We start from the raw sequence: 23765 nt of genomic DNA, 5'->3' as shown, positions 1-23765 counted from the left end.
TTAATTTTGTAGATACCTGGAATTACCAAGGCAGACGAATCATCAGGACCCTGTGAGTGCGAGATCACTTCAATGCTGGTGAATCTCTCTAGAGCATTCATGTCTGCATAAGCAGTCGGAGTGGTGAACCACACAATACCCGAACTTGTCCCGCTAGCAGAGTTGCTAATAACGCCATTCAGCGCATTGCGATTATCCAAGCCCATTCGAAGTTTTGTAGTAGAGATTCTATCTAAAGCGTCTGGAATATTCTGGAAGTCGATATCGACCATGTCCTTGGGTTCCAGTTCCCACCACTTGCTATTTAGCAGTCTATCAATGGTTCCGTCATCGAAGCGATATCGGATAACTTTTGCAGGTACTCCCGCAACAATAGCGTAGGGTGGAACATCTTTGGTGACAACTGCGCCGCCGGCGATAACTGCTCCAGTTCCCACTATGACGCCTTGGCAGATCATAGCTCCAGCACCTATCCAGACATCATGACCAATTACTGCCGGGTTGGCGCTTGGACCCTTCACCCGGGTGTGAGTGCGATACCCAGGGTGGTCGGTGAAGTGATTAGTGTTGTACTGGAATGGGTGGCTGCTAAGGTAATCAGTCGGATGGTTGATCGGGCTGATCTCTGCGTTGCGCGCGATAGAGCAGTAGTTGCCGATGACTGCACCTCGCCCCACGTACCCGTCTCGACCGATATACGTGTACTTACCTATCTGGGCTTTCGCATTCACGGTCACGGCGCCATAAAGCCTGACAGGCGGGAGCAGCGTAGCCTCGCTAGAAACGCTAGCGAGTTTCGAGATGAGCTTATCTTCCATGACTGTGTTCCATGGTTTGGTGTGGCGGGGAATCAAGAAGCCAGCGGCGTGTTTGGCTGGCCACCTACAGCCCGAAATCATATGTTTTACAAGTTGTTTTTGTCAACATTAATTGACTGAAAGCGCCGTTTTAGCGTTCGTTTTTTTTGAGCGCGCTAAGGGGGCGGGGAAAGCAAAAATTGGCTGCGCTTGCGGTGATTGCTCATTCAGAAGCTTGAGATTTCAAGGGCGACTTGAAAAATAATGATTTTCGGAGAATTTAGTGAAATATTTGGTTATTTCGATGATTTTACAAGATTTTTCTGTTTTGTGTTGATGGCTATATGATGGCATTATGGTTGGGGCTTTGATTCTGTTTGTCAAAATGCTGGCGTCGGCTGGCTGGTCCGGCCTGTTTAAGCTGATTTGCGTAATTGCTCTGCACTTCTAGGTGACACGGATCCGTCATGGGCGTGATGTAGAAGAATTTGGAGGGTTTTTACAAATTTTCTGCAGGGGTGGCGTATGGGGTGTTCCATATGGTTCTTGATCAGTATTTTTTTTGTGATTTCTTTTGTTGGGCTGGTGCTGGCTTCATTTTGGGGGTGGGCGGGGCATGTTGCTGCTGAAGGTGTCTCGGACTCCGATTTGATGCTTAGCTAATGGTGTGGCACTTATGGTAAAGCGCTGCTAGCTTTATAGATCGGATCGGTGAGGCTGGGAGTGTGATGATTTTGTTACGTTTTTTGATTGCAATCGGTGCGGGGTTGTTTGGGGTGAGTGGCGTTACGCTAGCTGGCGATGGGGCTTGTAGGCTTCCTGCGCGGATTATTGGTGATGTCAAATTGCACACTGGGTGTACCTATAATGGGTCTATTGTAATTTCCAGTAGTGACACCGTGCTCGATTGTCAGGGTGCGATACTGGATGGGCAAAATTTGCGAGAGACGGCAATTTCCATCAGCGGGCGCGGGAAACAAATACAGAATGTGACTGTTAAAAACTGCCAGATCACAGGTTTTAATGGAAGGGTGATCAATGTTACTTCTGGTGTTCCTAAGTGGCGACTGCTGACGGATGTTCATGCTAATTATGATGTCGCGCCTAAGCACGTGATAATTGATGGTGTCCAGGTTTCTGGGGGGCGTGGTGGGGTTTATTTCGATAGTTACGTCAATGGCTCGATATTGAGGAATTCAATAGTTCGTGGCGCAGATAAGGTGGGTGTCTATCTAGAGCAGGGTACTCGAGATATTAGTATTCTAAATAACAAGATTCTGGATAATGGTGCGTTGACCCGTCGGGAGGGGCTTGCGATCGATTCATCTGCCCACAATGTTGTGAGGGGGAACCTCTTTCAGGGTAACGCGGCGGGCGGTATTTTTATCTATAAGAACTGTGGTGAAAATTTCAACTCGGGCAAGTCGGTGTTGCGTTGGCAGTCTAGTGATTATAATGAAATTATGGATAACGAGTTTCGTGGTCAGCCTGTAGGTGTGTGGGTTGCGTCTCGCCAAAGTCGTAATTTAAGTAAGTGGGGGTGCGGTGATCGGGCGCTTGATCAGCAGGGTCGCTACTATGAGGACTTTGCTAATCATAATGTGGTGCAGGCCAATCGGTTCTGTGGTGTAAAGGTTCCGGTTAGGGTTGAAGGAGATCATAATGTTGTTTCCAATAACAAGTCTGATGTAAGGGTGGCTGAGATGGTTTTGGAGCCATTTAAATTCAAGGCGAAGCCTGATGGGAGGATGACAGTGGGTAACAGATTTGAGGCCAATTCCAGTTTCGTGTGTGACTGATGATTGCGAGAGTTCGCTGTGTCGGTGGTAAAAAACTGCGCCTCATGAGTGTGGAAGTATTGCTTTTGCCCGTTTTTTGGCCTAGTTTAATGTCGTATGAACTTCATGATGGGTCCCAGTGTTATGTTTGATGCATCGTCGCTTGATGGAAAGCATTTTAAGGTTGTGGAGCGGTCGGGTTCGAAGCGGCTAATGGTATTTTTGGCTGGTACGGATAAGACAGATGGTAAGTTTGATTTTTGGCATGTGGGTAATGCGCAGTCATGTCATTTGTTATTTCTGAATAACGGTCGCAATGAGTGGTATCAGCAGGGTATCCCCGGCTTTGGTGATAGTCATGAAGGAACTGTTCAGTGCTTGAAGGGTTTAATTGATTATCTTCAGGTAGAAGAGGTGTTTTTTGTTGGTGTGAGTATGGGGGGGTATGGCGCGGTCCTGTATGGAGCTGAGCTGGGGGCCAATGTATTGGCTTTTGGTTACGATACCAGGCTAAAAATAGCTGGTAGCCGTAGCCAAAAACGCATGCCTAAAGATATTCGTGTCGCGTTTCCGGATTTGCGTCCCTTAATTGAAGCTTCATCGGTTAAGGTTCTGCAGGTCGCTGGTGAATGTGATGCCTTAGATTTGGTTGCCGCATCTCACATTCGTGATCTTGCAAATGTAAATACAATTACGTTGACGGGCGTGGGGCATGGTGGGGCTCCATTTATCAAGGAGTATTATGGGCTGCCAGAGTTCATACAGGCTTGGGCTGAAGGTGGCTCGTTGCCGGAAATAATTGAGGTGGGAGGCTCGGTCAATAATCCTGCTTTAGTTAGATCGTTGCATAAAGCATTCTTGGCATTTAAAGAGAAAGACTGGGAGCTTGTTGAGCTCGAAGCGGGGCGCGCACTGAGTTTTGATGTAAGGCATGAGTACTCAAACTATATGATGGGTACCAGTTTGCTGGAGCGCAAAAAGCCTTCCGAGGCATTAAAGTACCTATTGATGTCGGTGGGTTCGGCGCCTCATTATAATGGCGCTCGGTATCGCCTAGGTAGAGCATTGATGCTGAGTAATCAGCACTCTCATGCGAAAGTGCATTTTCAGCACTATTTGAAGTCCAATCCGGCTGCTCACATCGTATTGATGATGATGTCTGATGTTTACATGGTGGAGGGGAATAAAGAGTTGGCGAAGCGTTATTTGAATGCTTCTCTGGAGAATGGCGGGGATCGAGAAAAAATTGCCGCGCGAATCGAGAAACTTGCTGCTTGATCGTTAACTTCGCAGATGCCCCTCGCTTAATTTTTACAAGGATATGGTGCCCTGCATTTTTTTAATGCAGGGCAATGCCGTTACTGAATGCCAGTAGCGCGGCCTAGGACCATTGTCTGTACGATAGGGCCGATGATTTTCTGCCACTCGTAAACCGCTGCGTTCGTTACGTAAATCGTGTCGTCGGGCTTGATTGCAATCTGCCTGGCATAGAAAATCGCAGCAGGGTCACGCATGTTCAGGCGCAGGACTGTAGGCTTGGATTTGCCGCTTTCACTCATGCGGAATACAAACACGCCTTCCGGGTTTGCGTTCTGTTCACGTAGGCCGCCTACGCTACCCAGTGCATCTAGCAAGCTTGTGTTCTGGCTTGGCAAGTCCTTCAGTCCAGGCTCTCCGACCGCTCCCATTGCTACAAACCGCTGACGGGCTCGATCCAGTACCACTTCGGAGTTAGGGCGCAGCACCATGTTATTGCCGGCCAAAACGTCCTCGTAGTTGAATTGCTGCACCTGAGTACCATTGCGCACCGTCACATTCACCAAGTGAGGTTCCAGGGCGGGACCGCCAGCTTGGTTAACAGCGTCGAGCAGCGTGAGCGGTCCCTGTAAGGTGCTAAAACGACCAGGAGTTTTTACTGCGCCAGCTACTAGGACCGATCCTGACAGGTCACCTATCAGCTCGACGTGTGTCTGCACGTCAGTGGTGATGCCCTTGAGCTGGCGGCGAATCATTTCTTCGACTTGGTTCAAGGTCATGCCGGCTACGAACTGGCGACCAACATAAGGCAGCGACAGCATGCCTTGAGAGTCGATACGTGACTTAAGAACGGTGCCACCCGTTGCCAGCGGAGCGAAGAGGCTAGACCCTTCTGGCGCTGTATCGGCAATCAGCACGTTCAGTGTGTCGCCCGCAGCCAGTCGAACTTCTGGTGACAGTGGTTTGGTAATGGACGCTAGAACCGGACGTGCAGCACCTGCCATGTACGGAGCAATGGTGTTGGCGTTGATGTCGACCAAGGTATACGCCGTGTTCTTGTTCTCGATCTCGCCCTTGTATGGCCCTGCACCGGAGAGGGTGCCGCCGCAGCCTGCGAGGCCAAGGGTCGCGAACGCCAGTGCCACCAGTTTCAGATTGAATGTCTTGGAGACAGCCAGGGATTTAATCACGATGATCCTCGATCGAAGCAAGAATGAAGCGGGTGATGCCATAGAGCATCAGTAAACCAAGCAAGATGGTTGCCAGGTTGTACAGGCGCTCCGGATATAGGGGGAGTTGTGGGGTGTTGGGACTAACTACCGTGACCAATGTGCGGATTTTCTTGCTGGCCTCGATGCGTGCGTTGTCCAGTGCGGCGACTGCAGTCTTGTAGCTCTCTTCCGCGATGCCGGCGTCCAAGGTCAACTGCTGGAAGCGCGAAGCTACAACGTTGAGCTGAGAGCCGTTAGGGGAGGAGACCAGAAGTCGCTTTTCCTTTGCCAGCTGCTGGGTGATAGCTTCGACTTTCTGTTTCTGCTGCTTGACCTGTGGTGCATTGGCTCGGAGCTTGAACGACATTTCGGTGAGCGCGGCTTGCTCCTTGGTGTACTGGCCTTCCAGGTCGGCAATGATGGTCGCGCGGCTCTGGGCGCTGGTACCGCCGTCCAGTACCTTGTTGTCATTCTGGAAGGTGAGCAGCTGGGTTTTACGCTTGGCATAGGTCAGGCGCGCAGTTTCCAGCTCGCCTTGGGCAAACTTCATCTGCTCGCGTGCGATGTTGTGGCTGACCTCGTTAACGAAGTGCTCGCTAGCCTGGAGAATCGTCCGCAGCATCTTCTCAGATAGCTCAGGGGTGAACGCTTGGACTTCTACACGCAGTAGGCCGGTGGTTTCGTCATAGTGGGCTGACACCATGCGTTGGTAGTACTTGAGCAGGTCCTCGCGCTGAGCATCTTTATCGAGCAAGAAGAAGATGTCGCTGCTCTGAGCGGCGTATTGCTCAATCCAGTGCACGCGTTCTTCAAGAAGCAGCATCATGTCTGTCGAGGTAATGTACTCGCGCAGATACAGTGTTTCCTCTCGCGAGGCTGGATTGGTGCCGGTCAGCAGAGTGGCCAGACCGGGTACCTGGGCGCCTTGGTTGTTACCATCCTGACGGACTACCACTTGGGCGGAACTGACATAGCGATCAATGGCGAAGATGCCGTAGTAGACGGCCGCTAGGACCATTGGCACGACGACCAAGGCGATCGCCAGGCCCCAGCCCTTATGTTTACCCGAACTGCTCATAGTGTGATGCATCCTTGAAGTGGAACGGTGCTGCGTAATGGAATTTGCGGGTATCAGCTCTTGTAGGCCTGAATGCCTTCATCTATGTCGTCGTACACTTGGATCCCGCCATCTCTCACCAGCAGGACGATGTCGCACATTTTTTTGATTTCCGGCATGGAGTGGGAGACCAATACGACATTCGAGGTCTTTAACTTTTCCTTGAATACCGATGCACTCTTGCGCTTGAACTGGGCGTCGCCGACCGCCATTACTTCGTCGATCAGGTAGTAATCGAAGTCAAAGGCCATGCTTAGACCGAAGGCAAGTCGCGAGCGCATCCCAGAGGAGTAGGTTTTGATTGGTTCGTCGATCCAGGTGCCGATCTCGGCGAATTCCTGTACGTAGCGGACCTTTTCGCGCATTGCTTCGCCCGTTGCGCCATAGACGCGACATACGAATTTGATGTTGTCGCGGCCGGTCATGCTCCCTTGGAAGCCGCCGGTCAAGCCAACCGGCCACGAGATGCTGCGGTCGGTAACGATGGTGCCGGAGTCGGGCACGTCGGCGCCGCCCAGTAAGCGCATGAGCGTGGACTTGCCAGCACCGTTACGGCCGATCAAGCCGATATTCTTGCCGGGTGGAATCGCCAGCGACAGGTTGCGAAAGACATACCGCCGGCCTTTGGGCGTGAGATACGACTTGGTGACGTTTCTGAGCTCGAACACGTTTGGCCTGTACTTAACCGTTCTTGGTGGAAATCAGATGCATCCTGCGGGCGCGGTAGGTACCCAGGGACAGGAACAGCAATACCAGGGTGAAAGCGATCACATAGGTTTCGGATACGCCATCAACCGGGGTGTAGTGAGGCAGCACCTCGGCGCGGATCAGTTCGAGCAGGTGTAGGAAAGGGTTAAGCAGTAGCACTGGCATCATCGCTGCCGGCAGATAGGCTGCGGGAATCAGTACGCCGGAAATGAAATAGAGCGGAAAGAACGCCATACGAATGACGAACTTCAGGCTGGGCATTGCGTGGGTTATCAAGGCCAGACACATACCTAACCCGAACGCGAACAATAATCCCAGCAGCAGGTTAGCGACCCACTGCAGCGGGTTGTGCACCGACATATCGAAGCCGTACCAGGCGAAAGCAAGTACTAAAATGGCGTAGACGGTGGTGCTGATGCACGCTTCAACGATGACGCGTGCGACATAGGTGTCCAGTGGTTTGATCTGTTTGTAGCCGAAGAGAGAGCGGTTCTCGCGCAGGCTGTCCATCAAGCGCAGCGCAGTGTTTCGATACAGCAGAAACGGAGCCATGCCCACCAGGATAAAGACGGGGTACTCGACGCCTGAGACGGTGCGTCCTCGGAGCAGTGCGAACAGTACGGAGAAGATCAACAGGTGGCAGACCGGCTCGATTAGCATCCATACGGCACCCATTCGGCGTTGGCCGATGCGAGCTCTAGCCTCACGCAAAACGAGGGCGAAGATCACCGATTTCTGAATCTGTAGGGAGGAACGAGGCTTCAAGATGGTTACCGCAAAGCAAAGCAGCGCGCCTTAGGCACGCCGGGGGTTCATCTTCAGGAAAGGCCCGATTCCGATGGCATTTTGCCCAGGAATTTTACGGCGACTTCCATGTTCTAAGGGTCGCGAGGTTAAGCGTTAGGGGGCATAAGCGTCAAGAATGTCGGACAATTCTTTGCAGAAGTTCCGACCACTTGGCAGGTTTTTGAGTGCATCGGTCGAGAATTTCGGGCAAAGACATTTGCAGCTGGACATAGCAATAACCGTGTGTCGGCACATGCACCATTCGGCGGGTAGGAAGCTTTCTGATCGCGTGTAGGACGTCTGATTCGGTAACGATTGAAGAGAAATGCCCGCTGTGAGAACGCCCGATGAGGCGCTAGGTTGTAAAGGCAGCTCAGGAAACGCTGCCTAGCAAATCTACCCACAGGAGTGATCACATCATGCGCAATACCGTCCTTTCCTACCTGCTGTTGCCGCTGTTTGCCAGTCTGTCTTTCTCTGTCTCCGCAGCCCCCGCCAGCCCCACCTCTGAGCCCGTCCCGGTGGTGAGTGAAATGCGCCCGCAACAGGCGTTGTTGAACTTGAACACCGCCGAGGCGTTGACCTTGCAGCAGGAGCTAAATGGGATCGGCAAGGCCAAGGCCGAAGCCATCGTCGCTTACCGCGAAGCCAATGGGCCGTTTACCTCGGTGGATGAGTTGCTGGAGATCAAGGGGATTGGCAATGCGTTGCTGGAGCGGAATCGGGATAAGTTGAAGGTGGAGTAAGAGGGGAGGGCTAGGGCTGGGTGTTTTGATGGGCCAGCCCTGGTCCTTTTGGGTTGTAAGGATGGGAGTTGTCGCGGGGCAGGCGAGTGGTTTTGAACTGCGGTTCGTACCTGCATTGTTAGCTGCGTTTACGTTGTTTGTTGAGTTGGTTGGCGTGCTTTGACTCGAGGGCCTCTTCGCGGGACAAGCCCGCTCCTACAGGGTATGCGGAGCATGTCGAGGGGTATGCGGGGCATGTCGGAGGGTATGCGGGGGCATGTCGGAGGGTATGCGGGGCATGTCGGAGGGTATGCGGGGCATACCGCAGGATATGCGGGGCATATCGCGAGGTATGCGGAGCATTTCGGGCTTTGTTCTGCGCGCGAGTGCTTGAGGGCGGGCTTTAGCGGTCTTTTGCCTCCTTGGCGTCCATCTCGGCATTGCGTTCGTGCACCTTCTTCAACTGGTCTTCAGTCAAGGGCAGCTTTTTCGCGGTATCGCGCAACATCATCAACCCGCCGACAATCGAGCCGAGGGCTATGATGAGGATCAGCCAGGCATACCAGGGCATTGTCGTTCTCCTTCAGGGCGGGGGTGGGCACCGCGTGTATACATGTTGAGCGATTACTGTCTGCGTTGGTTCAATTATAGGCCTATGCCCACGCTCGGCCTATTCTGCTGATCCGCGGGCCCCAAAGCCTGCGCCACATCGTTTACAATGCGCGCCGTTTTCGACTTGCCAAGAGACCCTGACCATGTCCGTCTGCCAGACGCCCCTGATCGTCGCCCTGGATTTCCCTACCCGCGAGGCCGCCCTGCAGTTGGCTGACCAGCTCGATCCGGCTCTGTGCCGGGTCAAGGTCGGCAAGGAGCTGTTCACCAGCAGCGCCTCGGGGATCGTCGAGTCCTTGTGCGCCAAGGGCTTTGAAGTGTTCCTCGACCTGAAATTCCACGATATCCCCAACACTACGGCCATGGCGGTAAAAGCCGCCGCCGAGATGGGCGTGTGGATGGTCAACGTGCATTGCTCCGGTGGCCTGCGGATGATGTCTGCCTGCCGCGAAGAGCTGGCCAAGCGCAGTGGGCCGCAGCCGCTGTTGATCGGCGTGACCGTGCTGACCAGCATGGAGCGTGAAGACTTGGCGGGGATTGGCCTGGATATCGAGCCGCAAGAGCAGGTACTGCGCTTGGCTGCGCTGGCTGAGAAGGCGGGCATGGATGGTCTGGTATGTTCGGCGCTGGAAGCGACGGCGTTGAAAGCCGCGCATCCGTCGCTGCAGTTGGTGACGCCGGGGATTCGTCCGGCCGGCAGCGCGCAGGATGACCAGCGGCGGATTCTGACGCCGCGTCAGGCGCTGGATGCTGGCTCGGATTACCTGGTGATCGGGCGTCCGATCAGCCAGGCCAAGGATCCGGCTCAGGCGTTGGCCGATGTGGTGGCTCAGATCCGTAACTGAGCACCGTTGTTTGTGATTTGCCTGAGGGCATGAGGTTTTCCCCAAACCTTGGCCCTTATGGCGGGAACTCTGTTGGAGCGCGGTGCGGCGAGCCGACTGGTCCCGCCGAACCGGCGGAGCCGGTGCCAGCTACCACGGGGGCTGGACCGGCCTCTTCGCGGGGCAAGCCCGCTCCTACAGGGGGCTGCGGTGCAGCCTGAAGGGGTGGGCGGTCTTCTACCGGGGCTGTTGACGCCTCCAAACGGCACGCAATTTCAGACGATCTACAACGGACTGGGCTTTGAATGGCTCAGGGTCGCGCTGAGCTGTGCGCGTTGCATTGGCGCCATTGGTCAGGCCCGGTAAAGCCCGTAGGGGCTGAAGGACATACTGTTTAGACCTTGCTGTGCGGCTACGGCCAGCATTCACCCAATGAACCCGGGCTGTTTTGGCTGGGGTCGAAGGTAAGCGACGGCATGAACAGTCCAGATTTGCCTGTGATCTCTGAGCGGTTGGTTATCCATGACCTTGCTTCGGTGCGCAACAGTGCCGAGGGGGCAGTGTTTATCGTGGCGTCGGGGCAATCGGTGCAGGGCTTTCCGATCGAGCGCTTTGCTGATGTGCCGATGATCACCATGAACGGTGCCATCAACAAGTTTGTCGGCACGCCAGTGGTGCCTTACTTCTACGTGTGTACCGATAGCAGTTTCCCCCTTCAGCAACCGCGTCTGTTCGGGCAGGCGCTGCTGCTCAGTCAACGTATTGCGTTGTGGCCTGAGCAACTGGCTACGTTACCGGTGGTGCCTGCGGGTGAGCTTTTTGCGTTGAGCAAAGCGGTTGATGGCGGGCGGGTGCGGTCGTTGCTCAAACCTGGCGGGAGTTTGGTTCGGAGTCGGGCGCTGTGGCAAAAGCGCTCGCGGTCGCTGGGGTTTAGCAAAGATTTGAGCCATGGGTTTTTCGATGCGCGGACGGTGGCGTATGTGGCGCTGCAGTTGGCGTATCACTTGGGGTTTAGCCAGGTGTTTTTGGTGGGGGTGGACTTGCAGGAGACTGCGGGGCGGTTTTATGAGCGTGAGGGTGGTGTGCGCTCGCCTTGTGGGCTGGATGAGCATTATCGGCGGCGGATTCTGCCGTCGCTGAAGCTGATGGCCAGGCGGGTAGTGGGGGCGGGGTTTGAGGTTTATAACCTGTCTGAGTGTTCGCGAGTGCCGGCCTCGGTGATTCCCAGGGCTGGGATTGGGGATGTGCGGGGGATCATTGCTGAGCATGGCGGGCGGCGGTGAGGGCTTGGTTCAGGCGATGTGGAGGTAGGGCGCCGCCGCCTCTACAGGGGCGGGAAGCGGTGGATGATCATGGTTACGGCTTGCGCAGTGGAGCTTAGGGCGGTGTCGATGCAGAACGGGGGTTGGTCCCAGGGCTCGTAGTCATGGCTCAGGACAGACGCCCAGGTGGGTGGGGTCAGCCCGGGGATATCGGGCGTTCTGGTTTCTACGCGGCGTCGGTGTTCATCGGTGTCGGAGCAGATTACTTGGATGTTAGCCAAGCGCACACCCGCGTTGCAGGCAATCTCGCTCCAGGTGGTTCTGCTTTCGCGTACTGGGTTGACGCCGTCGACAATGACCGTGCGGCCGAGTCCGAGATTGCTCTGGGCAAGGGCATTGGCTACCAGGTAGCCGCTGCGGCCGACGTCTTGGGCGAGTACGTTGGCATCGCGGATGGCTTGCTCGATTGCGTCAATTCGCAGGTATACGGCGCCCGTGGTTACGGCGAGTGCTTTGGCTAGGGTGGTTTTGCCGGTGCCGGGGAGGCCGCTGAAGACGATGAGCATGTGGGGGCCTTTGGTGTATGGGGTGGGTGGGAATGTTGGGGCGCGGAGAACAAAGCCCGTCAATGCAGCGCGTACCTGTAGGAGCGGCGGTGCGGCGATCCGAATTGTCCCGCGAAGAGGCCAGCCAGCCACCATGGTGGATGGCACCGGCTTCGCCGGTTTCGCGGGACAAGCCCGCTCCTACAGGATTTGTGTTGGAGCAGAGGTTGTGTGGTGCGCCACATCCTGTTGGTGATCGCGCAGTGAACAAAGCCCGTCAATGCGGCGCGTACTCTGTAGGAGCGGGCTTGTCCCGCGAAACCGGCGAAGCCGGTGCCATTCACCACGGTGGCTGGGCTGGCCTCTTCGCGGGACAAGCCCGCTCCTACAGAGTACGCGCCGCACTTACGGGCTTTGTTCACTCCGCGATCCGCCCTTGAGCGCACCGCACACCTCTGCTTCTACAGGCGCGATCAGACTTTCAGCACCAGTTTGCCAAAGTTCTCGCCACTGAACAGCTTGAGCAGTGTCTCAGGGAAGGTCTCCAGGCCGTCTACCACGTCTTCTTTGCTCTTCACCTTGCCACTGGCCATCCAGCCGGCAATCTCTTGTGCGGCTTTGCCGTACTCCTTGGCGTGGTCCATGACCACGAAGCCTTCCATCCGCGCGCGGTTGACCAGCAGCGACAGGTAGTTGGCCGGGCCTTTGACCGCTTCCTTGTTGTTGTACTGGCTGATGGCGCCGCAGATCACTACGCGGGCCTTGAAGTTGAGGCGGCTGAGCACGGCGTCGAGGATGTCGCCGCCGACGTTGTCGAAGTACACATCGACACCCTTCGGGCACTCGCGCTTGAGGCCGGCGTGGACGTCTTCGGCTTTGTAGTCGATCACGCCGTCAAAGCCGAGCTCGTCTGTGAGGTACTGGCACTTGTCTTTGCCCCCGGCAATGCCGACCACGCGGCAGCCTTTGATCTTGGCAATCTGCCCGGCAATGCTGCCGACCGCGCCGGCGGCACCGGAGATGACCACGGTTTCGCCAGCCTGTGGTTGGCCGACGTCGAGCAGGGCGAAGTAGGCGGTCATGCCGGTCATGCCCAGCGCCGACAGGTAGCGCGGCAGGGGTGCGAGAGAGGGATCGATCTTGTGCAGGCCCTGCGGCTCGCCGGTGAAGTAGTCCTGCACGCCGAGGGCGCCGCTGACGTGATCGCCAGGGGCAAAGCCGGGGTGATTGGAGGCGACTACTTCGCCGACCCCGAGGGCGCGCATGACCTGGCCCAGGCCGACTGGGGGAATGTAGGACTTGCCTTCGTTCATCCAGCCGCGCATGGCCGGGTCGAGCGACAGGTAGAGGTTCTTCACCTGGATCTGGCCTTCGCCTGGGGTAGCGGCGGGGGCCTGCTCGTAGGTGAAGTCTTCTCGGGTCACGGCGCCGACCGGGCGTTTGGCGAGCAGGAAGCGGCGGTTGGTCTGGGTCATGGCGAGTCCTTGTGGGCAGTTGGAGGGTGAGATGTACTCAATCTACCTTGCTGATGAGGGTAGGGGTGCAACATCACTGGTGAGCATGGTAGCCCAACTGTTGGCTTGATGATGCTGCACAGCGGGGTGGGGGGCTGACTATGCTCTGGCGGCGATACATCACATTGGGGGAGCACCCCGGCAATGCGTTCTCGTAGAACAAACGCTAACTCACTGATTTAGCGGGACCCTGTAGGAGCGGCGGTGCGGCGATCCGACTTGCCCCGCGAACACCGGCGAAGCCGGTGCCATCCCCTGCGTTGGCTGGGACGGCCTCTTCGCGGGGCAAGTGGTCACTCTAGCCACTGTGGGGGATGGCACCGGCTTTGCCGGTGTTCGCGGGACAAGCCCGCTCCTACAGGTATGGGGGGGCGCGTGGTTGTGTGGGTGACCTTTAACTTTCAGGAGCAAACGATGAGCATGACTTTTGCCGGCCAGGTAGCCCTGGTCACCGGTGGCGCTGCGGGGATTGGCCGGGCGACGGCGCTGGCGTTTGCCCGCGAGGGGTTGAAGGTGGTGGTGGCTGATGTCGACACGGTGGGCGGTGAGGCCACGGTGGCGCTGATCCACCAGGCCGGTGGCGAGGGGCTGTTCCTGCGCTGCGACGTGACCTGCGATGCCGAAGTGCGCCAGCTGCATGAGGGGCTGATCGCTGCCTACGGCCGGCTCGACTATGCCTTCAATAACGCCGGCATTGAAACTGAACAGGGGCGCCTGGCGGAGGGCAGTGAAGCGCAGTTTGACGCGATCATGGGCGTCAACGTCAAGGGTGTGTGGTTGTGCATGAAGTACCAGCTGCCATTGCTGGTTGCCCAGGGCGGCGGGGCGATCGTCAATACCGCGTCGGTGGCCGGCCTGGGTGCGGCGCCGAAGATGAGTATCTATTGTGCCTCCAAGCATGCGGTGATCGGCCTGACCAAGTCGGCGGCCATCGAGTACGCGAAGAAGGGCATTCGGGTGAATGCGGTGTGCCCGGCGGTGATCGACACCGACATGTTCCGCCGGGCGTACGAGGCCGACCCGCGCAAGGCCGAGTTTGCCGCCGCCATGCACCCGGTGGGGCGGATCGGCAAGGTCGAGGAAGTGGCCAGCGCCGTGCTGTATCTGTGCAGCGACGGCGCGGCGTTTACCACCGGGCATAGCCTGGCGGTGGATGGCGGGGCAACGGCTATTTGAGTGGGGGGCGGTGAGCTGGGTAGTGCGTGAGGCGGGGGCGGCACGCGAGGCCAGCATGGCATAGCTGCAGGGTCCAGGACCGTGGTGTATGGCACCGGCTTCGCCGGTGTTCGCGGGGCAAGCCCGCTCCTACAGGTTCATCGCTGGCCGCAGAGGTTCATCGCCGGCCGTTCAGGTTCATCGCTGGCCGTCCAGGTTCATCGCTGCCGTCCAGATTCACCGCTGGCCGCGCAGGTCCACCGCCGGCCGTCCAGGTTCACCGCTGGCCGCACAGGTTCACCGCCGGCCGTAATTACAGCAGAGGTCCTGTAGGAGCGGGCTTGCCCCGCGAAGAGGCCGGGACTGACACCCCATGGCCGTAGGACATTTCCCAATCTGAAACCAAATGCTTCAGGTTACCTGTGCTTCGGAACTATCCTACGCGCCTTGCCGACGCTTCCATATTGTTGGGGAAATGCCTTGGGGATAACTTCCTCGGGTCGCCAGTTAAAGGTGACCGGGTGTGAGAACCCGATGTGATAGAGCCGGCAAGCCGTTATGGCGGTCGTGCGTGGGCGAGCTTCGGCTCGGCCGAGCTTTGCTCATTCCCTCGGTTTCTCACCCCACGCACGGCTGTCACCTTGTCCCCCTGAGAAAGGTCGAAGTGGCAGTTTCTTTCAAACAGAAGGAATGCAGCCATGAAAAAAATCGTCCCCGACCCACCTACGCCCCAAGACCCGCTCTACGCCTCCATCCACCCCAACCTGTACCCGCCTGACGCCCTGTCCCACGCCCTCGAACTGCTCCGCGGCGTCTCCACCACCATCGACGCCCACTGCCATGCCAACGCCGGCTCGCCCGGGCTGGATCGGCTAGCCAATGCCGGCCACTGCACCGGAACCGCCCGCGCGTTGGTCGAGCACGTGTTCGACATGCTGCAATGGCGCCAGGGAGGTGAGTGATGAGCGACGAGCCCAAAGCCGACGTTACAGTCGGCGTCGAGACCTTCTTCGAGGTCGGCGAGAATTCCAGCCATATTTTCCGGGTAATGCCGGGAGTGCCGTTTGAATATGCCTACGAACAGGTGTCGGTGCTGCTGGGGTATATCAAGCACCTGGTGCGCGAAGGGGATATGGAGGACGACCACAAGTTTCTCGGTGCTGCCGATTACCTGAGTGCGTTTGCCAAGGCGATCATGGATGACATCGAGGTTGCCCGTAGTCAGATGCATTGAGTCTGGCTTGAGAGTGCCGGGGCCGCTGCGCGGCCCTTTCGCGACACAAGGCCGCTCCCACACTGGGAATGGCGTACACAGTCCCCCTGTGGGAGCGGCCTTGTGTCGCGATTGGGCTGCAAAGCAGCCCCGGCTATTTCACGCCTTGCGCGGACTGAGGATCAACAAAGTAATCACCCCCGCAACAATCCCCCAGAACGCCGACCCGATCGAAAACAAGGTCAACCCCGACGCCGTCACCATAAAGGTAATCAACGCCGCCTCACGCTCGCGCGGCTCGCTCATGGCCACGCTCAAGCCGTTCATGATCGAGCCAAACAGCGCCAGCGCGGCAATCGACAGCACCAGCTCCTTGGGCAACGCGGCAAACAGCGCCGCCAAGGTCGCGCCAAACACCCCGGCAATGCCGTAGAAAATCCCGCACCACACCGCTGCGGTGTAGCGTTTGTTCGGGTCTTCATGCGCATGCGGCCCGGTGCAGATTGCCGCGCTGATCGCCGCCAAGTTAACCCCGTGCGAGCCAAACGGCGCCAGCAGCAGCGAGGCAAAGCCGGTCGCCGAGATCAGCGGCGAGGCCGGTACCTGGTAACCGTCAGCGCGCAGCACGGCGACCCCAGGCATGTTCTGCGAGGTCATCGCCACCACAAACAGGGGGATGCCGATACTGATGGTCGCCGCCAGCGAGAAGCTCGGTGTGGTCCATACCGGCTTGGCCACTTCCAGGTTGAAGCCGCTGAAATCGAGCAAGCCCAACGCGCCCGACAGCGCCGTACCAACCACCAGCGCGGCCAGCACGCAGTAGCGCGGTGACAGCCGTTTGACCAGCAGGTAACTGAAGAACATGCCAAGCACGAGCAGGGTGCGGTGCTGGGCGGCAACAAAGATCTCGCTGCCGATCTTGAACAGAATCCCGGCCAGCAAGGCCGAGGCCAGCGAGGCGGGGATGCGTTTGACCAGCCGCTCGAAGCTGCCGGTTAGGCCGCAGATCAGCACCAGCACGGCGCAGGTGATGTAGGCGCCAATCGCCTCGCCATAACTGACCCCGCCCAGGCTGGTGATCAGCAACGCCGCGCCCGGCGTCGACCAGGCCACGGTGATCGGCGTGCGATAACGCAACGACAGGCCGATGCTGCAGACCGCCATGCCGATCGACAGCGCCCAGATCCACGAAGAAATCTGCGCAGTCGTCAGCCCGGCCGCTTGGCCAGCCTGGAACATCAGCACCAGCGAGCTGGTGTAGCCGGTGAGCATGGCGATAAAGCCGGCGACCACCGCCGACGGGGAGCTGTCTGCCAGGGGGCGCAGGCGCGCTGAGGTGGCATCGGTCATGGTCCAGTCCTTGTACATGTAAGCGTTTTTTTCAGGCTAACCCGCGGCTGCTTGATCCTTGCCATACAGCGACCATTGCTTTTAGCCGTACAGTCGCCAACTATTGCTCAATAATCGGCAACTGCATGAGAGGGGGAGCGGCGATGTACAAGGTCTATGGCGACTACAAGTCGGGCAACTGCTACAAGGTCAAGTTGATGCTGAGCCTGCTGGACCGTCCATGCGAGTGGCATCCGGTGGACATTCTCAAGGGCGAGACCGAGACCGCTGAGTTTCTCGCCAAGAACCCCAACGGCAAGGTGCCGGTGCTGGAGCTTGAAGACGGTACGTGCTTGTGGGAGTCCAACGCGATCTTGAACTTCCTGGCCGATGGCAGTGAGTTCTTGCCCAGCGAGCCGCGCTTGCGTACCCAGGTGCTGCAGTGGCAGTTTTTCGAGCAGTACAGCCATGAGCCGTATATCGCGGTGGCGCGGTTTATCCAGTATTACCTGGGGCTGCCGGATGAGCGGCTGGAGGAATACAAGGGGCTGCACAAGGGCGGCTATAAAGCGCTGCGGGTGATGGAGAAGCAGCTGCAGATGACGCCGTATCTGGTGGGCGAGCAGTATTCGATTGCGGATGTGGCGTTGTATGCCTATACCCATGTGGCGCATCAGGGTGGGTTTGATCTGGCGGGGTATCCGGCGGTGCAGGCGTGGATAGCGCGGGTGGCAGAGCATCCGCGGCATGTGCCGATGGGGGAGTGAGGTTCAAGGCCTCTGGGGGCGCTGTGCGCCCCTTTCGCGACACAAGGCCGCTCCCACAGAGACCGCGCCATTCTTGAGGTATGTGCGGTCTCTGTGGGAGCGGCCTTGTGTCGCGAAAGGGCTGCAAAGCAGCCCCAGGATCTCAAGGTTTCAATCAGACCGAAGCGAACCGCTTGTCCAGGTAAGCAATGATCGCCTTGGACTCATACATCCAGGTCACCTGCCCCTGCTCTTCAATACGCAGGCACGGCACCTTCACCCGACCACCACCCTCAAGCAGCGCCTGACGGTGCACCGGGTCGTTCTTGGCATCCCGCAGCGCCACCGGCACGTTCAAGCGGTGCAGGTTACGGCGGGTCTTGACGCAGAACGGGCAGGCATGGAACTGGTACAGCGCCAACCCCTGGGCCGCTTGCTCGACCTCGGCCTGGGCCGCAGGTGCGCGTTTTTGCTTGGCCGGGCGGCTGATCCAGTCGCCGAACACAATAAGCTGGCCGAGGCCGACCCGCAGGGCTTTGACGATCATGGGCAACTCCTGAACAAATAAAAAGCCGACCCCTCAGGGTCGGCTCGGGATCACTCGCCGATCACTTGATCAGGCTGAGGAACTCGCTACGGGTGGCGGCGTTGGCGCGGAACTCGCCGAGCATCACCGAAGTGATCATGCTCGAGTTCTGCTTCTCGACGCCGCGCATCATCATGCACATGTGCTTGGCTTCGATGACCACGGCCACACCGGCGGCGCCAGTCACCTGCTCGATGGCTTCGGCGATCTGGCGGCTGAGGTTTTCCTGGATCTGCAGGCGGCGGGCATACATGTCGACGATGCGCGCGACCTTGGACAGGCCGATGACCTTGCCCTTGGGCAGGTAGGCAACATGCGCCTTGCCGATGAACGGCAGCATGTGGTGTTCGCACATCGAATAGAGCTCGATGTCCCGGACCAGCACCATTTCGCTGTTGTCGGAGCTGAACAGCGCACCATTGGTGACTTCTTCCAGGGTCTGTTCATAACCGCGGCAAAGGTACTTCATGGCCTTTGCAGCCCGCTTGGGCGTGTCGAGCAGGCCCTCACGGGAGACGTCCTCGCCGATCTGGCTGAGGATCTCGGTGTAGTTCTGTTCCAGGGACATGGATCTACCTGTGGGAATAATCGCAAATAAAGAAGGTTACGGCGGCGCGGGCGGCGCTGCAAGCGCGGCGTTATTCGTCGCGGCCGTCGAGCATGGTCCGTTTGAGTATCACGTACACCGCGCCGGTGCCGCCGTGGCGGGCCTGGCACGAGGTAAACCCGAGCACTTGCGGGTGCTGGCGCAACCAGGTGTTGACGTGGCTCTTGATCATCGGGCGCTTGCCGTCGAGGCGCGCGGCCTTGCCGTGAGTGACGCGCACGCAACGTACTTCCAGCTTGGTCGCTTCGGCGAGAAACGCCCAGAGGATCTCGCGGGCTTTTTCCACGCTCATGCCGTGCAGGTCGATGCTGCCTTCGAAGGCGATCTGGCCGAGCTTGAGCTTGCGCAGCTGGCCTTCCTGAACGCCGTCGCGCCGCCACATGAGCTCGTCTTCGGCGCCGACATCGATGACGAACTGATCAGACATGCCATCGACCACCAGCGGCTGGTCGGTACGCACCGTTGCCGACTGGCGCAGGCCGGCCAGCTGCTTGCGGTCAGCCTTGGGTTTGCCGACCTCGGCACGGTCGTGCTTGATCGGCTTGACGCCGCGCACTTCGGCATGGAACAGGGAAAAATCGTCGTCTTGCATGCAGGCCTCCACGTGGGCGGCGTAGTTTACGCGACTGCGCGCCTGCGTACACCTGTGCGGGCCTCTTCGCGGGGCAAGCCCGCTCCTACAGGATTGCGTGCACCGCTAACCCTGTAGGAGCTTCCCCCGCGAAGAGGCCATCACAGACACCTACCTAATCGTGCTTCTTCATCAGGTGTGGCGACAGGTTCAGCTCCCGGCCACGACGCAGACGAATCCGGCTACGCCGCCAAAACCGTACCCCAGCCCACAACAGGATCAGCCCCACCGCTGTCACGATTGCCGCCAGCGGCCGGTTGGCATTGAGTTCAGCCAGGGCCTCGTAATTGCCCAGCAGACCAGCAAAGCCGGCCATCGCCAGGAGAATCCCCAGCGTGGCCAGCAAGGCAGACAGGCCGGCGGCCAGGCGCGCGCCCCAATTGCGCGGTTGGCGCGGGCGCAGACGCTTGGCATCGAAACTGTCAGAGAGCTTCATTCCCGATTTCCTCTATGGGTATCCGGAATTCGACCGGCGTAGCCCCCTCGGGTTCCGCCCGGCCGCCGGGCGGTCAGGGTCAGACCAGGCTGGCAGTGGGCGCGACGCAGGCGAAGTTGTCGGCCATCACGGCCATTTCACCCTGGTGGATCTGCGCAGCAGGGATGACGCCATCCTTGAACGCCAGGTCGCGGGTTGCCGAAGCATCCTCGACCAGGGTGCAACGATAACCATAGTCCTTGGCGCGGCGCACGGTAGTGCTGACGCTGGAATGGCTCATGAAACCGCAGACGATCAGGTCGAGGTGGCCTTTGTCCTGCAGCGTTTCGTGCAGCTTGGTGTTCTTGAAGGCGTTGGGCATGCGCTTTTCGATGACGATTTCATCGCCACGCGGCTCCAGGCCTTCGATGAACTCACCGCGCGGCCCTTGTGGGTCGAACAGGCCACCAACGGTACCCAGGTGACGGACGTGGATGATCGGACGGCCGGCCTTACGCGCGGCGTCGAGCAACCTGGCGATGTTGGCCACGGCCTCGTCCATGCCCGACAGCGCCAGGGGACCACTGAGGTACTCCTTTTGCGCATCGATGATGATCAGGCTGGCGTTGCCCAGCTTGGCCGGCGGGTAGTCGCGGCCACTGAGGCGGAACATCGTGGTTGGAACGGACATCAAGGGCTCCTTCAGTAGGGCTTTTGTAGGCCTATTCTCCCTTGCTTGGCGGCTAATGGGAATGGTTGACATCGTAACCGGCGTAATTACTGGCTTGTGGCTACTTGGCGAGGTTGTGGTGGAACATTTCAGCGGGTGGGCCTGTTAGACTTTTGTCCTGTCTGAAAAGGAGTACCCCGTGATCACATCCCGCCTGCGCACCTTGCGCGACCACATCCGCTGGGCCGTCAGCCGCTTCCACGAGCATGAGCTGTTCTTCGGTCATGGTGCCGACAATGCCTGGGACGAAGCCCGCCTGCTGGTGCTGGGCGCCGTGCACTTGCCGTGGGAGGTGGCTGACAGCTACCTGGATTGCCAGCTCGAGGACGATGAGCGGGTGCGTTTGCTGCACCTGCTCAAGCGGCGTATCGAAGACCGCGTGCCGACTGCCTACCTGTTGGGCGAGGCGTGGTTCTGCGGCATGTCGTTCATTGTTGATGAGCGGGTGCTGGTGCCGCGTTCGCCGATTGGCCAGTTGCTGGAAAAACGCTTCGAGCCGTGGCTGGCGCAGGAGCCTGCGCGCATTCTCGACCTGTGCACCGGTTCGGGCTGCATCGGCATTGTGGCGGCGGATGTGTTCCCGCAGGCGGAGGTCGTGCTGGCGGATCTGTCGTTCGATGCGTTGGAGGTGGCTAACCAGAACATCGAGCGTCATGGCCTGGATGAGCGTGTATACACGGTGCAAGGCGATGGTTTCGCTGGGCTGCCGGGGCAGCGCTTCGACCTGATCCTGTCCAACCCGCCGTATGTCGATGCCGAAGACTTCGCCGACATGCCGGCCGAGTACCAGCACGAGCCGGAGCTGGGTCTGGCGTGCGGTAACGATGGCCTGGACCTGGTCCGGCGGATGCTGGCCGAAGCCGCGGATCACCTGACCGAGAAGGGCTTGATGATCGTTGAAGTGGGCAACAGCCAGGTGCATGTCGAGGCGCTGTACCCGGAGGTCGATTTTGCCTGGCTGGAGTTCGAGCACGGCGGCCACGGCGTGTTCATGCTCACGGCCGAGCAGTGCCGCCAGCATCAGGAACTGTTCCAGTCGCGGGTGTGAAGTAGGGCCTGGGGCTGCTGCGCAGCCCATTCGCGGGGCAAGTCGGATCGCCGCACCACCGCTCTTACAGGAATTGTGGTGCGCCGAATACCCCGCGAAGAGGCCAGCACTGACTCACCTAGCGCGTAGCAATCCAGATCAACAGGCCCGCCTGGAACATGGCAAACGCCACCAGGCAGGTAATGGTAAAGCGCAAGCCGCCATCCTCGCGGCGGTACTTGGCCACGCGTTCGTCACGCTCGCGCAACTGGCCTTCCTTCTCCTGCAATGCTTGCTCGTACTGCTGCAGCAGGCCTGCCGACTCCAGCGCGTCAATGCGCTGTACCTTGTCGGTGTTCCAGCCGCCTTTCAATTGCCCCACCTTCAACTCGACAGTGCTGCCCTTGAGCACTTGCCCGTCGGCGTAGGCCACTTCGAGGCCAAGCCCGGCCAGCACATGGTCACGGCGCAGGCGGGTGTCTTCGTTGAGGGCGTCCTTGTTTGGCAGGGCCATGCCTTCGACCCGGTAATGCGACCAGTTGGTCTGCAACCATTGCACCGCCTGGCTGAACAGAAAGCGCCCCAGGCCACGGTTCAGTGGCTCCAGTTGCAGGCCATCAGCGGCACCGATGTGCACCTGGCGCTGGCTGTGATCGACGCGGATATCCAGCTGGTTCTGCTCTTTACGCACTTTCTGCCCGGGCAGGCTGATTTCCAGGCGCAGCAGGCTGTGTTCGCGGTTGTGCCGCTCGGCATAGCCGAACTGGACGAAGCGCAGCGGCCGTGCGCCGGTGTTGCGGTCGGTGGGCAGCGGGGCCAGGCGCAGCAGCTGGAAATGTTCGGCAGCCAGGTCCGCCCAGGGTAGCTCGGCGCTGTCCGGGGCTTGCTCTTCGATCGCCTCGGCGGCGGGGGCATTGGTCATCAGGGGTGGTCCTCACAGGCACTCGGCGGCTCGTTTAACGTCCAGGACCACCGGGGGCTGCTGCGCAGCCCTTTCGCGACACAAGGCCGCTCCCCCAGGTACGGCGCGATGCCTGTGGGAGCGGCCATGTGTCGCGATGGGCCGCAAAGCGGCCCCAGGGGGCCTGGACGTCTACGGCTAATATTCCGGTTATCGGCAGCTTCGTGCCGGACCTGAGCGCAAACTGTTCACGCCGGTGGCAACTGGCGGATGAACGCGACAATCCGCTCGCCCAGTTCACGCGCCAACGGCAGCTCAGGGTTCTGATAACTCTCCCGTTGCCCACTCATTGCCTGCGGGCTGATGCGCAACATGTGGTTCATGCCGTCGATCAACACCAGTTGCGCATCCGGCTTGGCCGCCTTTAGCCGTTCGGCATCGGCCACTTCGACCTGCACGTCGTTACGGCCCTGGATGATCAGCGCCGGCACGCCGAGGCGGGCGAAGGCGGCGGCGGGGTCCTGGCGCAGCAGCGAGATCAGGTAGGGCTGCACGCTGGGGCGAAACACTTCACGCAACGCAGGCGGCACGTCGAGGCTGGTTTGCCCGGCCTGCAGGCGGTCGATCAAGGTATCGCCACTGGCCAACTGCGCCGCCGGCAGGCGCTGCGCCAGTTGTTCGCGCAGTACCTGCGCCACGGGCCGGCCGCTGCCGGCAACGGTGATCACCGCGCTGGCGCCGGCTTGCTCGGCGGCCAGGGTGGCGATCAGCGCGCCTTCGCTGTGGCCAAGCAGGATCAACCGGCCGAAGCGTGGATCGGCCTTGAGTTTGTGCGCCCAGGCAACGGTGTCGGCGACATAGCGTTCGACGCTGAGGTTGCGCTCGTCGGGGGTGGCCGGCTGGCTGGCAGCGACGCCGCGCTTGTCGAAGCGCACGCTGGCGATGTGTTCACCGGCCAGCAGCAGGGCGAGGCGCTTGAGGTTGTCGATGCGCCCGGCAGCGGGGTTGTTGCCGTCGCGATCGGTCGGCCCGGAGCCGGCGATGATCAGCACCACGGGTGGCGGCGTGTCTTGCTGGGGCAGCAGCAGGCTGCCGTGCAGCACGCCCTGGCCGGTGTCGAGGTCGATCGGGCGCTGCAGAACAGTCGGGGCGGCTTGGGCGAGGCTGGTGCACAACAGCAGGAGGAGGGCGGCTAGGCGCAGCATCATGAGGGCTTCGTGGGGAGATGTCGGTTGGACCGGGTGGGTTGGGGAAGGTTCGTTGAGGTAGTGGCGGCCTCTTCGCGGGGC

General features: G+C 59.2%; 25 protein-coding genes and 1 pseudogene. 10 read left to right on the top strand and 16 right to left on the bottom strand.

Annotation, left to right across the window (positions count from 1 at the left end; genetic code table 11):
- Positions 1-281: 281 nt before the first annotated feature.
- Positions 282-608, bottom strand: a pseudogene (locus tag J3B00_RS26855) (CatB-related O-acetyltransferase); the annotation flags it as partial.
- A gap of 917 nt (positions 609-1525) precedes the next feature.
- On the opposite strand from J3B00_RS26855, the gene J3B00_RS22080 reads away from it, so the two are divergent.
- Both J3B00_RS22080 and J3B00_RS22075 read left to right on the top strand, forming a co-directional pair.
- Entirely contained in the window at positions 1526-2596 is a 1071-nt protein-coding gene (locus J3B00_RS22080; RefSeq protein WP_209871941.1) for a right-handed parallel beta-helix repeat-containing protein, read from the top strand.
- Between the two features lie 96 nt (positions 2597-2692).
- Positions 2693-3853 (top strand): alpha/beta hydrolase, encoded by a 1161-nt coding sequence (locus J3B00_RS22075; protein WP_209871938.1) that lies wholly within the window; start codon positions 2693-2695, stop codon positions 3851-3853.
- 80 nt (positions 3854-3933) lie between these two features.
- Here the strand turns inward: J3B00_RS22075 and J3B00_RS22070 are convergent, their stop codons facing one another.
- Genes J3B00_RS22070 through J3B00_RS22055 form a run of 4 tightly spaced genes read right to left on the bottom strand, consistent with a single transcriptional unit; the run spans position 3934 to position 7633 of the window.
- Positions 3934-5022, bottom strand: a complete 1089-nt coding sequence (locus J3B00_RS22070) for a polysaccharide biosynthesis/export family protein (RefSeq protein ID WP_348635971.1) — start codon at positions 5020-5022, stop codon at positions 3934-3936.
- Positions 5015-6121 carry an ABC transporter permease gene (locus J3B00_RS22065; protein WP_209871932.1) on the bottom strand — a complete coding sequence of 369 codons (1107 nt, stop codon included), beginning with the start codon at positions 6119-6121 and terminating at the stop codon, positions 5015-5017. Before J3B00_RS22065 ends, J3B00_RS22070 begins: the two co-directional genes overlap by 8 nt.
- 53 nt (positions 6122-6174) lie before the next feature.
- A complete protein-coding gene (locus J3B00_RS22060; RefSeq protein ID WP_209871929.1) occupies positions 6175-6828 on the bottom strand; it encodes an ABC transporter ATP-binding protein in 654 nt (217 codons plus the stop codon).
- Between the two features lie 13 nt (positions 6829-6841).
- Complete coding sequence (locus tag J3B00_RS22055) at positions 6842-7633, bottom strand: ABC transporter permease (RefSeq protein WP_209871926.1); 792 nt, start codon at positions 7631-7633, stop codon at positions 6842-6844.
- Between the two features lie 440 nt (positions 7634-8073).
- Here J3B00_RS22055 and J3B00_RS22050 point away from each other — a divergent pair, with 440 nt between their 5' ends.
- A complete protein-coding gene (locus J3B00_RS22050; RefSeq protein ID WP_209871923.1) occupies positions 8074-8400 on the top strand; it encodes a ComEA family DNA-binding protein in 327 nt (108 codons plus the stop codon).
- A 382-nt stretch (positions 8401-8782) separates the two neighbouring features.
- Here J3B00_RS22050 and J3B00_RS22045 read toward each other — a convergent pair whose 3' ends face one another.
- Complete coding sequence (locus tag J3B00_RS22045; RefSeq protein ID WP_209871920.1) at positions 8783-8950, bottom strand: DUF2897 family protein; 168 nt, start codon at positions 8948-8950, stop codon at positions 8783-8785.
- Positions 8951-9134: 184 nt separating this feature from the next.
- Between J3B00_RS22045 and pyrF the strand changes: the two genes are divergently transcribed.
- A complete protein-coding gene (gene pyrF, locus J3B00_RS22040) occupies positions 9135-9836 on the top strand; it encodes an orotidine-5'-phosphate decarboxylase (RefSeq protein ID WP_209871917.1) in 702 nt (233 codons plus the stop codon).
- Between the two features lie 380 nt (positions 9837-10216).
- Complete coding sequence (locus J3B00_RS22035; RefSeq protein ID WP_245362603.1) at positions 10217-11098, top strand: lipopolysaccharide biosynthesis protein; 882 nt, start codon at positions 10217-10219, stop codon at positions 11096-11098.
- Positions 11099-11139: 41 nt separating this feature from the next.
- Here the strand turns inward: J3B00_RS22035 and J3B00_RS22030 are convergent, their stop codons facing one another.
- Both J3B00_RS22030 and J3B00_RS22025 read right to left on the bottom strand, forming a co-directional pair.
- Complete coding sequence (locus J3B00_RS22030) at positions 11140-11643, bottom strand: AAA family ATPase (protein WP_209871914.1); 504 nt, start codon at positions 11641-11643, stop codon at positions 11140-11142.
- Positions 11644-12095: 452 nt separating this feature from the next.
- The gene (locus J3B00_RS22025) at positions 12096-13097 is read right to left on the bottom strand and encodes an NADP-dependent oxidoreductase (protein WP_209871909.1); all 1002 of its coding nucleotides are present in this window, start codon (positions 13095-13097) and stop codon (positions 12096-12098) included.
- 453 nt (positions 13098-13550) lie between these two features.
- Here J3B00_RS22025 and J3B00_RS22020 point away from each other — a divergent pair, with 453 nt between their 5' ends.
- The 3 genes from J3B00_RS22020 to J3B00_RS22010 all read left to right on the top strand — a co-directional run bounded on the left by J3B00_RS22020 (position 13551) and on the right by J3B00_RS22010 (position 15525).
- A complete protein-coding gene (locus J3B00_RS22020; RefSeq protein WP_209871906.1) occupies positions 13551-14312 on the top strand; it encodes an SDR family oxidoreductase in 762 nt (253 codons plus the stop codon).
- Positions 14313-14989: 677 nt separating this feature from the next.
- Entirely contained in the window at positions 14990-15253 is a 264-nt protein-coding gene (locus J3B00_RS22015) for a hypothetical protein (protein ID WP_209871903.1), read from the top strand.
- Positions 15253-15525, top strand: coding sequence for a DUF3077 domain-containing protein (locus J3B00_RS22010; RefSeq protein WP_209871899.1), 273 nt, complete (start codon positions 15253-15255; stop codon positions 15523-15525). Before J3B00_RS22015 ends, J3B00_RS22010 begins: the two co-directional genes overlap by 1 nt.
- 138 nt (positions 15526-15663) lie before the next feature.
- Here J3B00_RS22010 and J3B00_RS22005 read toward each other — a convergent pair whose 3' ends face one another.
- A complete protein-coding gene (locus tag J3B00_RS22005; protein WP_209871896.1) occupies positions 15664-16854 on the bottom strand; it encodes a benzoate/H(+) symporter BenE family transporter in 1191 nt (396 codons plus the stop codon).
- Positions 16855-16997: 143 nt separating this feature from the next.
- On the opposite strand from J3B00_RS22005, the gene J3B00_RS22000 reads away from it, so the two are divergent.
- The gene (locus tag J3B00_RS22000; protein WP_209871893.1) at positions 16998-17600 is read left to right on the top strand and encodes a glutathione S-transferase family protein; all 603 of its coding nucleotides are present in this window, start codon (positions 16998-17000) and stop codon (positions 17598-17600) included.
- Between the two features lie 154 nt (positions 17601-17754).
- On the opposite strand, the gene J3B00_RS21995 is transcribed toward J3B00_RS22000, so the two are convergent.
- The 5 genes from J3B00_RS21995 to J3B00_RS21975 form a co-directional block, all read right to left on the bottom strand.
- On the bottom strand, positions 17755-18126 hold the full coding sequence (locus J3B00_RS21995) for a glutaredoxin (protein WP_209871890.1): 372 nt from the start codon (positions 18124-18126) through the stop codon (positions 17755-17757).
- A gap of 61 nt (positions 18127-18187) precedes the next feature.
- Positions 18188-18733 carry a GTP cyclohydrolase I FolE gene (gene folE, locus J3B00_RS21990; RefSeq protein ID WP_209871887.1) on the bottom strand — a complete coding sequence of 182 codons (546 nt, stop codon included), beginning with the start codon at positions 18731-18733 and terminating at the stop codon, positions 18188-18190.
- Between the two features lie 70 nt (positions 18734-18803).
- Positions 18804-19364: a Smr/MutS family protein gene (locus tag J3B00_RS21985; RefSeq protein ID WP_209871884.1), complete on the bottom strand. Its 561-nt coding sequence runs from the start codon at positions 19362-19364 to the stop codon at positions 18804-18806.
- A 154-nt stretch (positions 19365-19518) separates the two neighbouring features.
- A complete protein-coding gene (locus tag J3B00_RS21980) occupies positions 19519-19839 on the bottom strand; it encodes a hypothetical protein (protein ID WP_209871881.1) in 321 nt (106 codons plus the stop codon).
- 79 nt (positions 19840-19918) lie between these two features.
- Positions 19919-20509: a cysteine hydrolase family protein gene (locus J3B00_RS21975; RefSeq protein WP_209871878.1), complete on the bottom strand. Its 591-nt coding sequence runs from the start codon at positions 20507-20509 to the stop codon at positions 19919-19921.
- Positions 20510-20687: 178 nt separating this feature from the next.
- Here J3B00_RS21975 and prmB point away from each other — a divergent pair, with 178 nt between their 5' ends.
- Positions 20688-21596, top strand: a complete 909-nt coding sequence (prmB, locus tag J3B00_RS21970) for a 50S ribosomal protein L3 N(5)-glutamine methyltransferase (RefSeq protein WP_209871875.1) — start codon at positions 20688-20690, stop codon at positions 21594-21596.
- Between the two features lie 118 nt (positions 21597-21714).
- On the opposite strand, the gene J3B00_RS21965 is transcribed toward prmB, so the two are convergent.
- Positions 21715-22497, bottom strand: a complete 783-nt coding sequence (locus J3B00_RS21965) for a hypothetical protein (protein ID WP_209871872.1) — start codon at positions 22495-22497, stop codon at positions 21715-21717.
- A 227-nt stretch (positions 22498-22724) separates the two neighbouring features.
- The gene (locus J3B00_RS21960; protein ID WP_209871868.1) at positions 22725-23684 is read right to left on the bottom strand and encodes an alpha/beta fold hydrolase; all 960 of its coding nucleotides are present in this window, start codon (positions 23682-23684) and stop codon (positions 22725-22727) included.
- Between the last annotated feature and the right edge of the window lie 81 nt (positions 23685-23765).

The organism is Pseudomonas sp. BP8 (assembly GCF_017875955.1).
GTDB lineage: Bacteria > Pseudomonadota > Gammaproteobacteria > Pseudomonadales > Pseudomonadaceae > Aquipseudomonas.
The sequence above is the reverse complement of the archived record's forward strand: the minus strand, read 5'-3'. Positions and strand labels throughout refer to the sequence as shown.

Excerpts from the sequence above, each read along its gene's own strand:
- J3B00_RS22080 (WP_209871941.1), top strand. The coding sequence starts at position 1,526 with ATGATTTTGTTACGTTTTTTGATTGCAATCGGTGCGGGGTTGTTTGGG.
- J3B00_RS22075 (WP_209871938.1), top strand. The coding sequence starts at position 2,693 with ATGAACTTCATGATGGGTCCCAGTGTTATGTTTGATGCATCGTCGCTT.
- J3B00_RS22065 (WP_209871932.1), bottom strand. The coding sequence starts at position 6,121 with ATGAGCAGTTCGGGTAAACATAAGGGCTGGGGCCTGGCGATCGCCTTG.
- J3B00_RS22050 (WP_209871923.1), top strand. The coding sequence starts at position 8,074 with ATGCGCAATACCGTCCTTTCCTACCTGCTGTTGCCGCTGTTTGCCAGT.
- J3B00_RS22045 (WP_209871920.1), bottom strand. The coding sequence starts at position 8,950 with ATGCCCTGGTATGCCTGGCTGATCCTCATCATAGCCCTCGGCTCGATT.
- pyrF (WP_209871917.1), top strand. The coding sequence starts at position 9,135 with ATGTCCGTCTGCCAGACGCCCCTGATCGTCGCCCTGGATTTCCCTACC.
- J3B00_RS22030 (WP_209871914.1), bottom strand. The coding sequence starts at position 11,643 with ATGCTCATCGTCTTCAGCGGCCTCCCCGGCACCGGCAAAACCACCCTA.
- J3B00_RS22025 (WP_209871909.1), bottom strand. The coding sequence starts at position 13,097 with ATGACCCAGACCAACCGCCGCTTCCTGCTCGCCAAACGCCCGGTCGGC.
- J3B00_RS22020 (WP_209871906.1), top strand. The coding sequence starts at position 13,551 with ATGAGCATGACTTTTGCCGGCCAGGTAGCCCTGGTCACCGGTGGCGCT.
- J3B00_RS22015 (WP_209871903.1), top strand. The coding sequence starts at position 14,990 with ATGAAAAAAATCGTCCCCGACCCACCTACGCCCCAAGACCCGCTCTAC.
- J3B00_RS22010 (WP_209871899.1), top strand. The coding sequence starts at position 15,253 with ATGAGCGACGAGCCCAAAGCCGACGTTACAGTCGGCGTCGAGACCTTC.
- J3B00_RS22005 (WP_209871896.1), bottom strand. The coding sequence starts at position 16,854 with ATGACCGATGCCACCTCAGCGCGCCTGCGCCCCCTGGCAGACAGCTCC.
- J3B00_RS22000 (WP_209871893.1), top strand. The coding sequence starts at position 16,998 with ATGTACAAGGTCTATGGCGACTACAAGTCGGGCAACTGCTACAAGGTC.
- J3B00_RS21995 (WP_209871890.1), bottom strand. The coding sequence starts at position 18,126 with ATGATCGTCAAAGCCCTGCGGGTCGGCCTCGGCCAGCTTATTGTGTTC.
- folE (WP_209871887.1), bottom strand. The coding sequence starts at position 18,733 with ATGTCCCTGGAACAGAACTACACCGAGATCCTCAGCCAGATCGGCGAG.
- J3B00_RS21985 (WP_209871884.1), bottom strand. The coding sequence starts at position 19,364 with ATGCAAGACGACGATTTTTCCCTGTTCCATGCCGAAGTGCGCGGCGTC.
- J3B00_RS21980 (WP_209871881.1), bottom strand. The coding sequence starts at position 19,839 with ATGAAGCTCTCTGACAGTTTCGATGCCAAGCGTCTGCGCCCGCGCCAA.
- J3B00_RS21975 (WP_209871878.1), bottom strand. The coding sequence starts at position 20,509 with ATGTCCGTTCCAACCACGATGTTCCGCCTCAGTGGCCGCGACTACCCG.
- J3B00_RS21965 (WP_209871872.1), bottom strand. The coding sequence starts at position 22,497 with ATGACCAATGCCCCCGCCGCCGAGGCGATCGAAGAGCAAGCCCCGGAC.
- J3B00_RS21960 (WP_209871868.1), bottom strand. The coding sequence starts at position 23,684 with ATGATGCTGCGCCTAGCCGCCCTCCTCCTGCTGTTGTGCACCAGCCTC.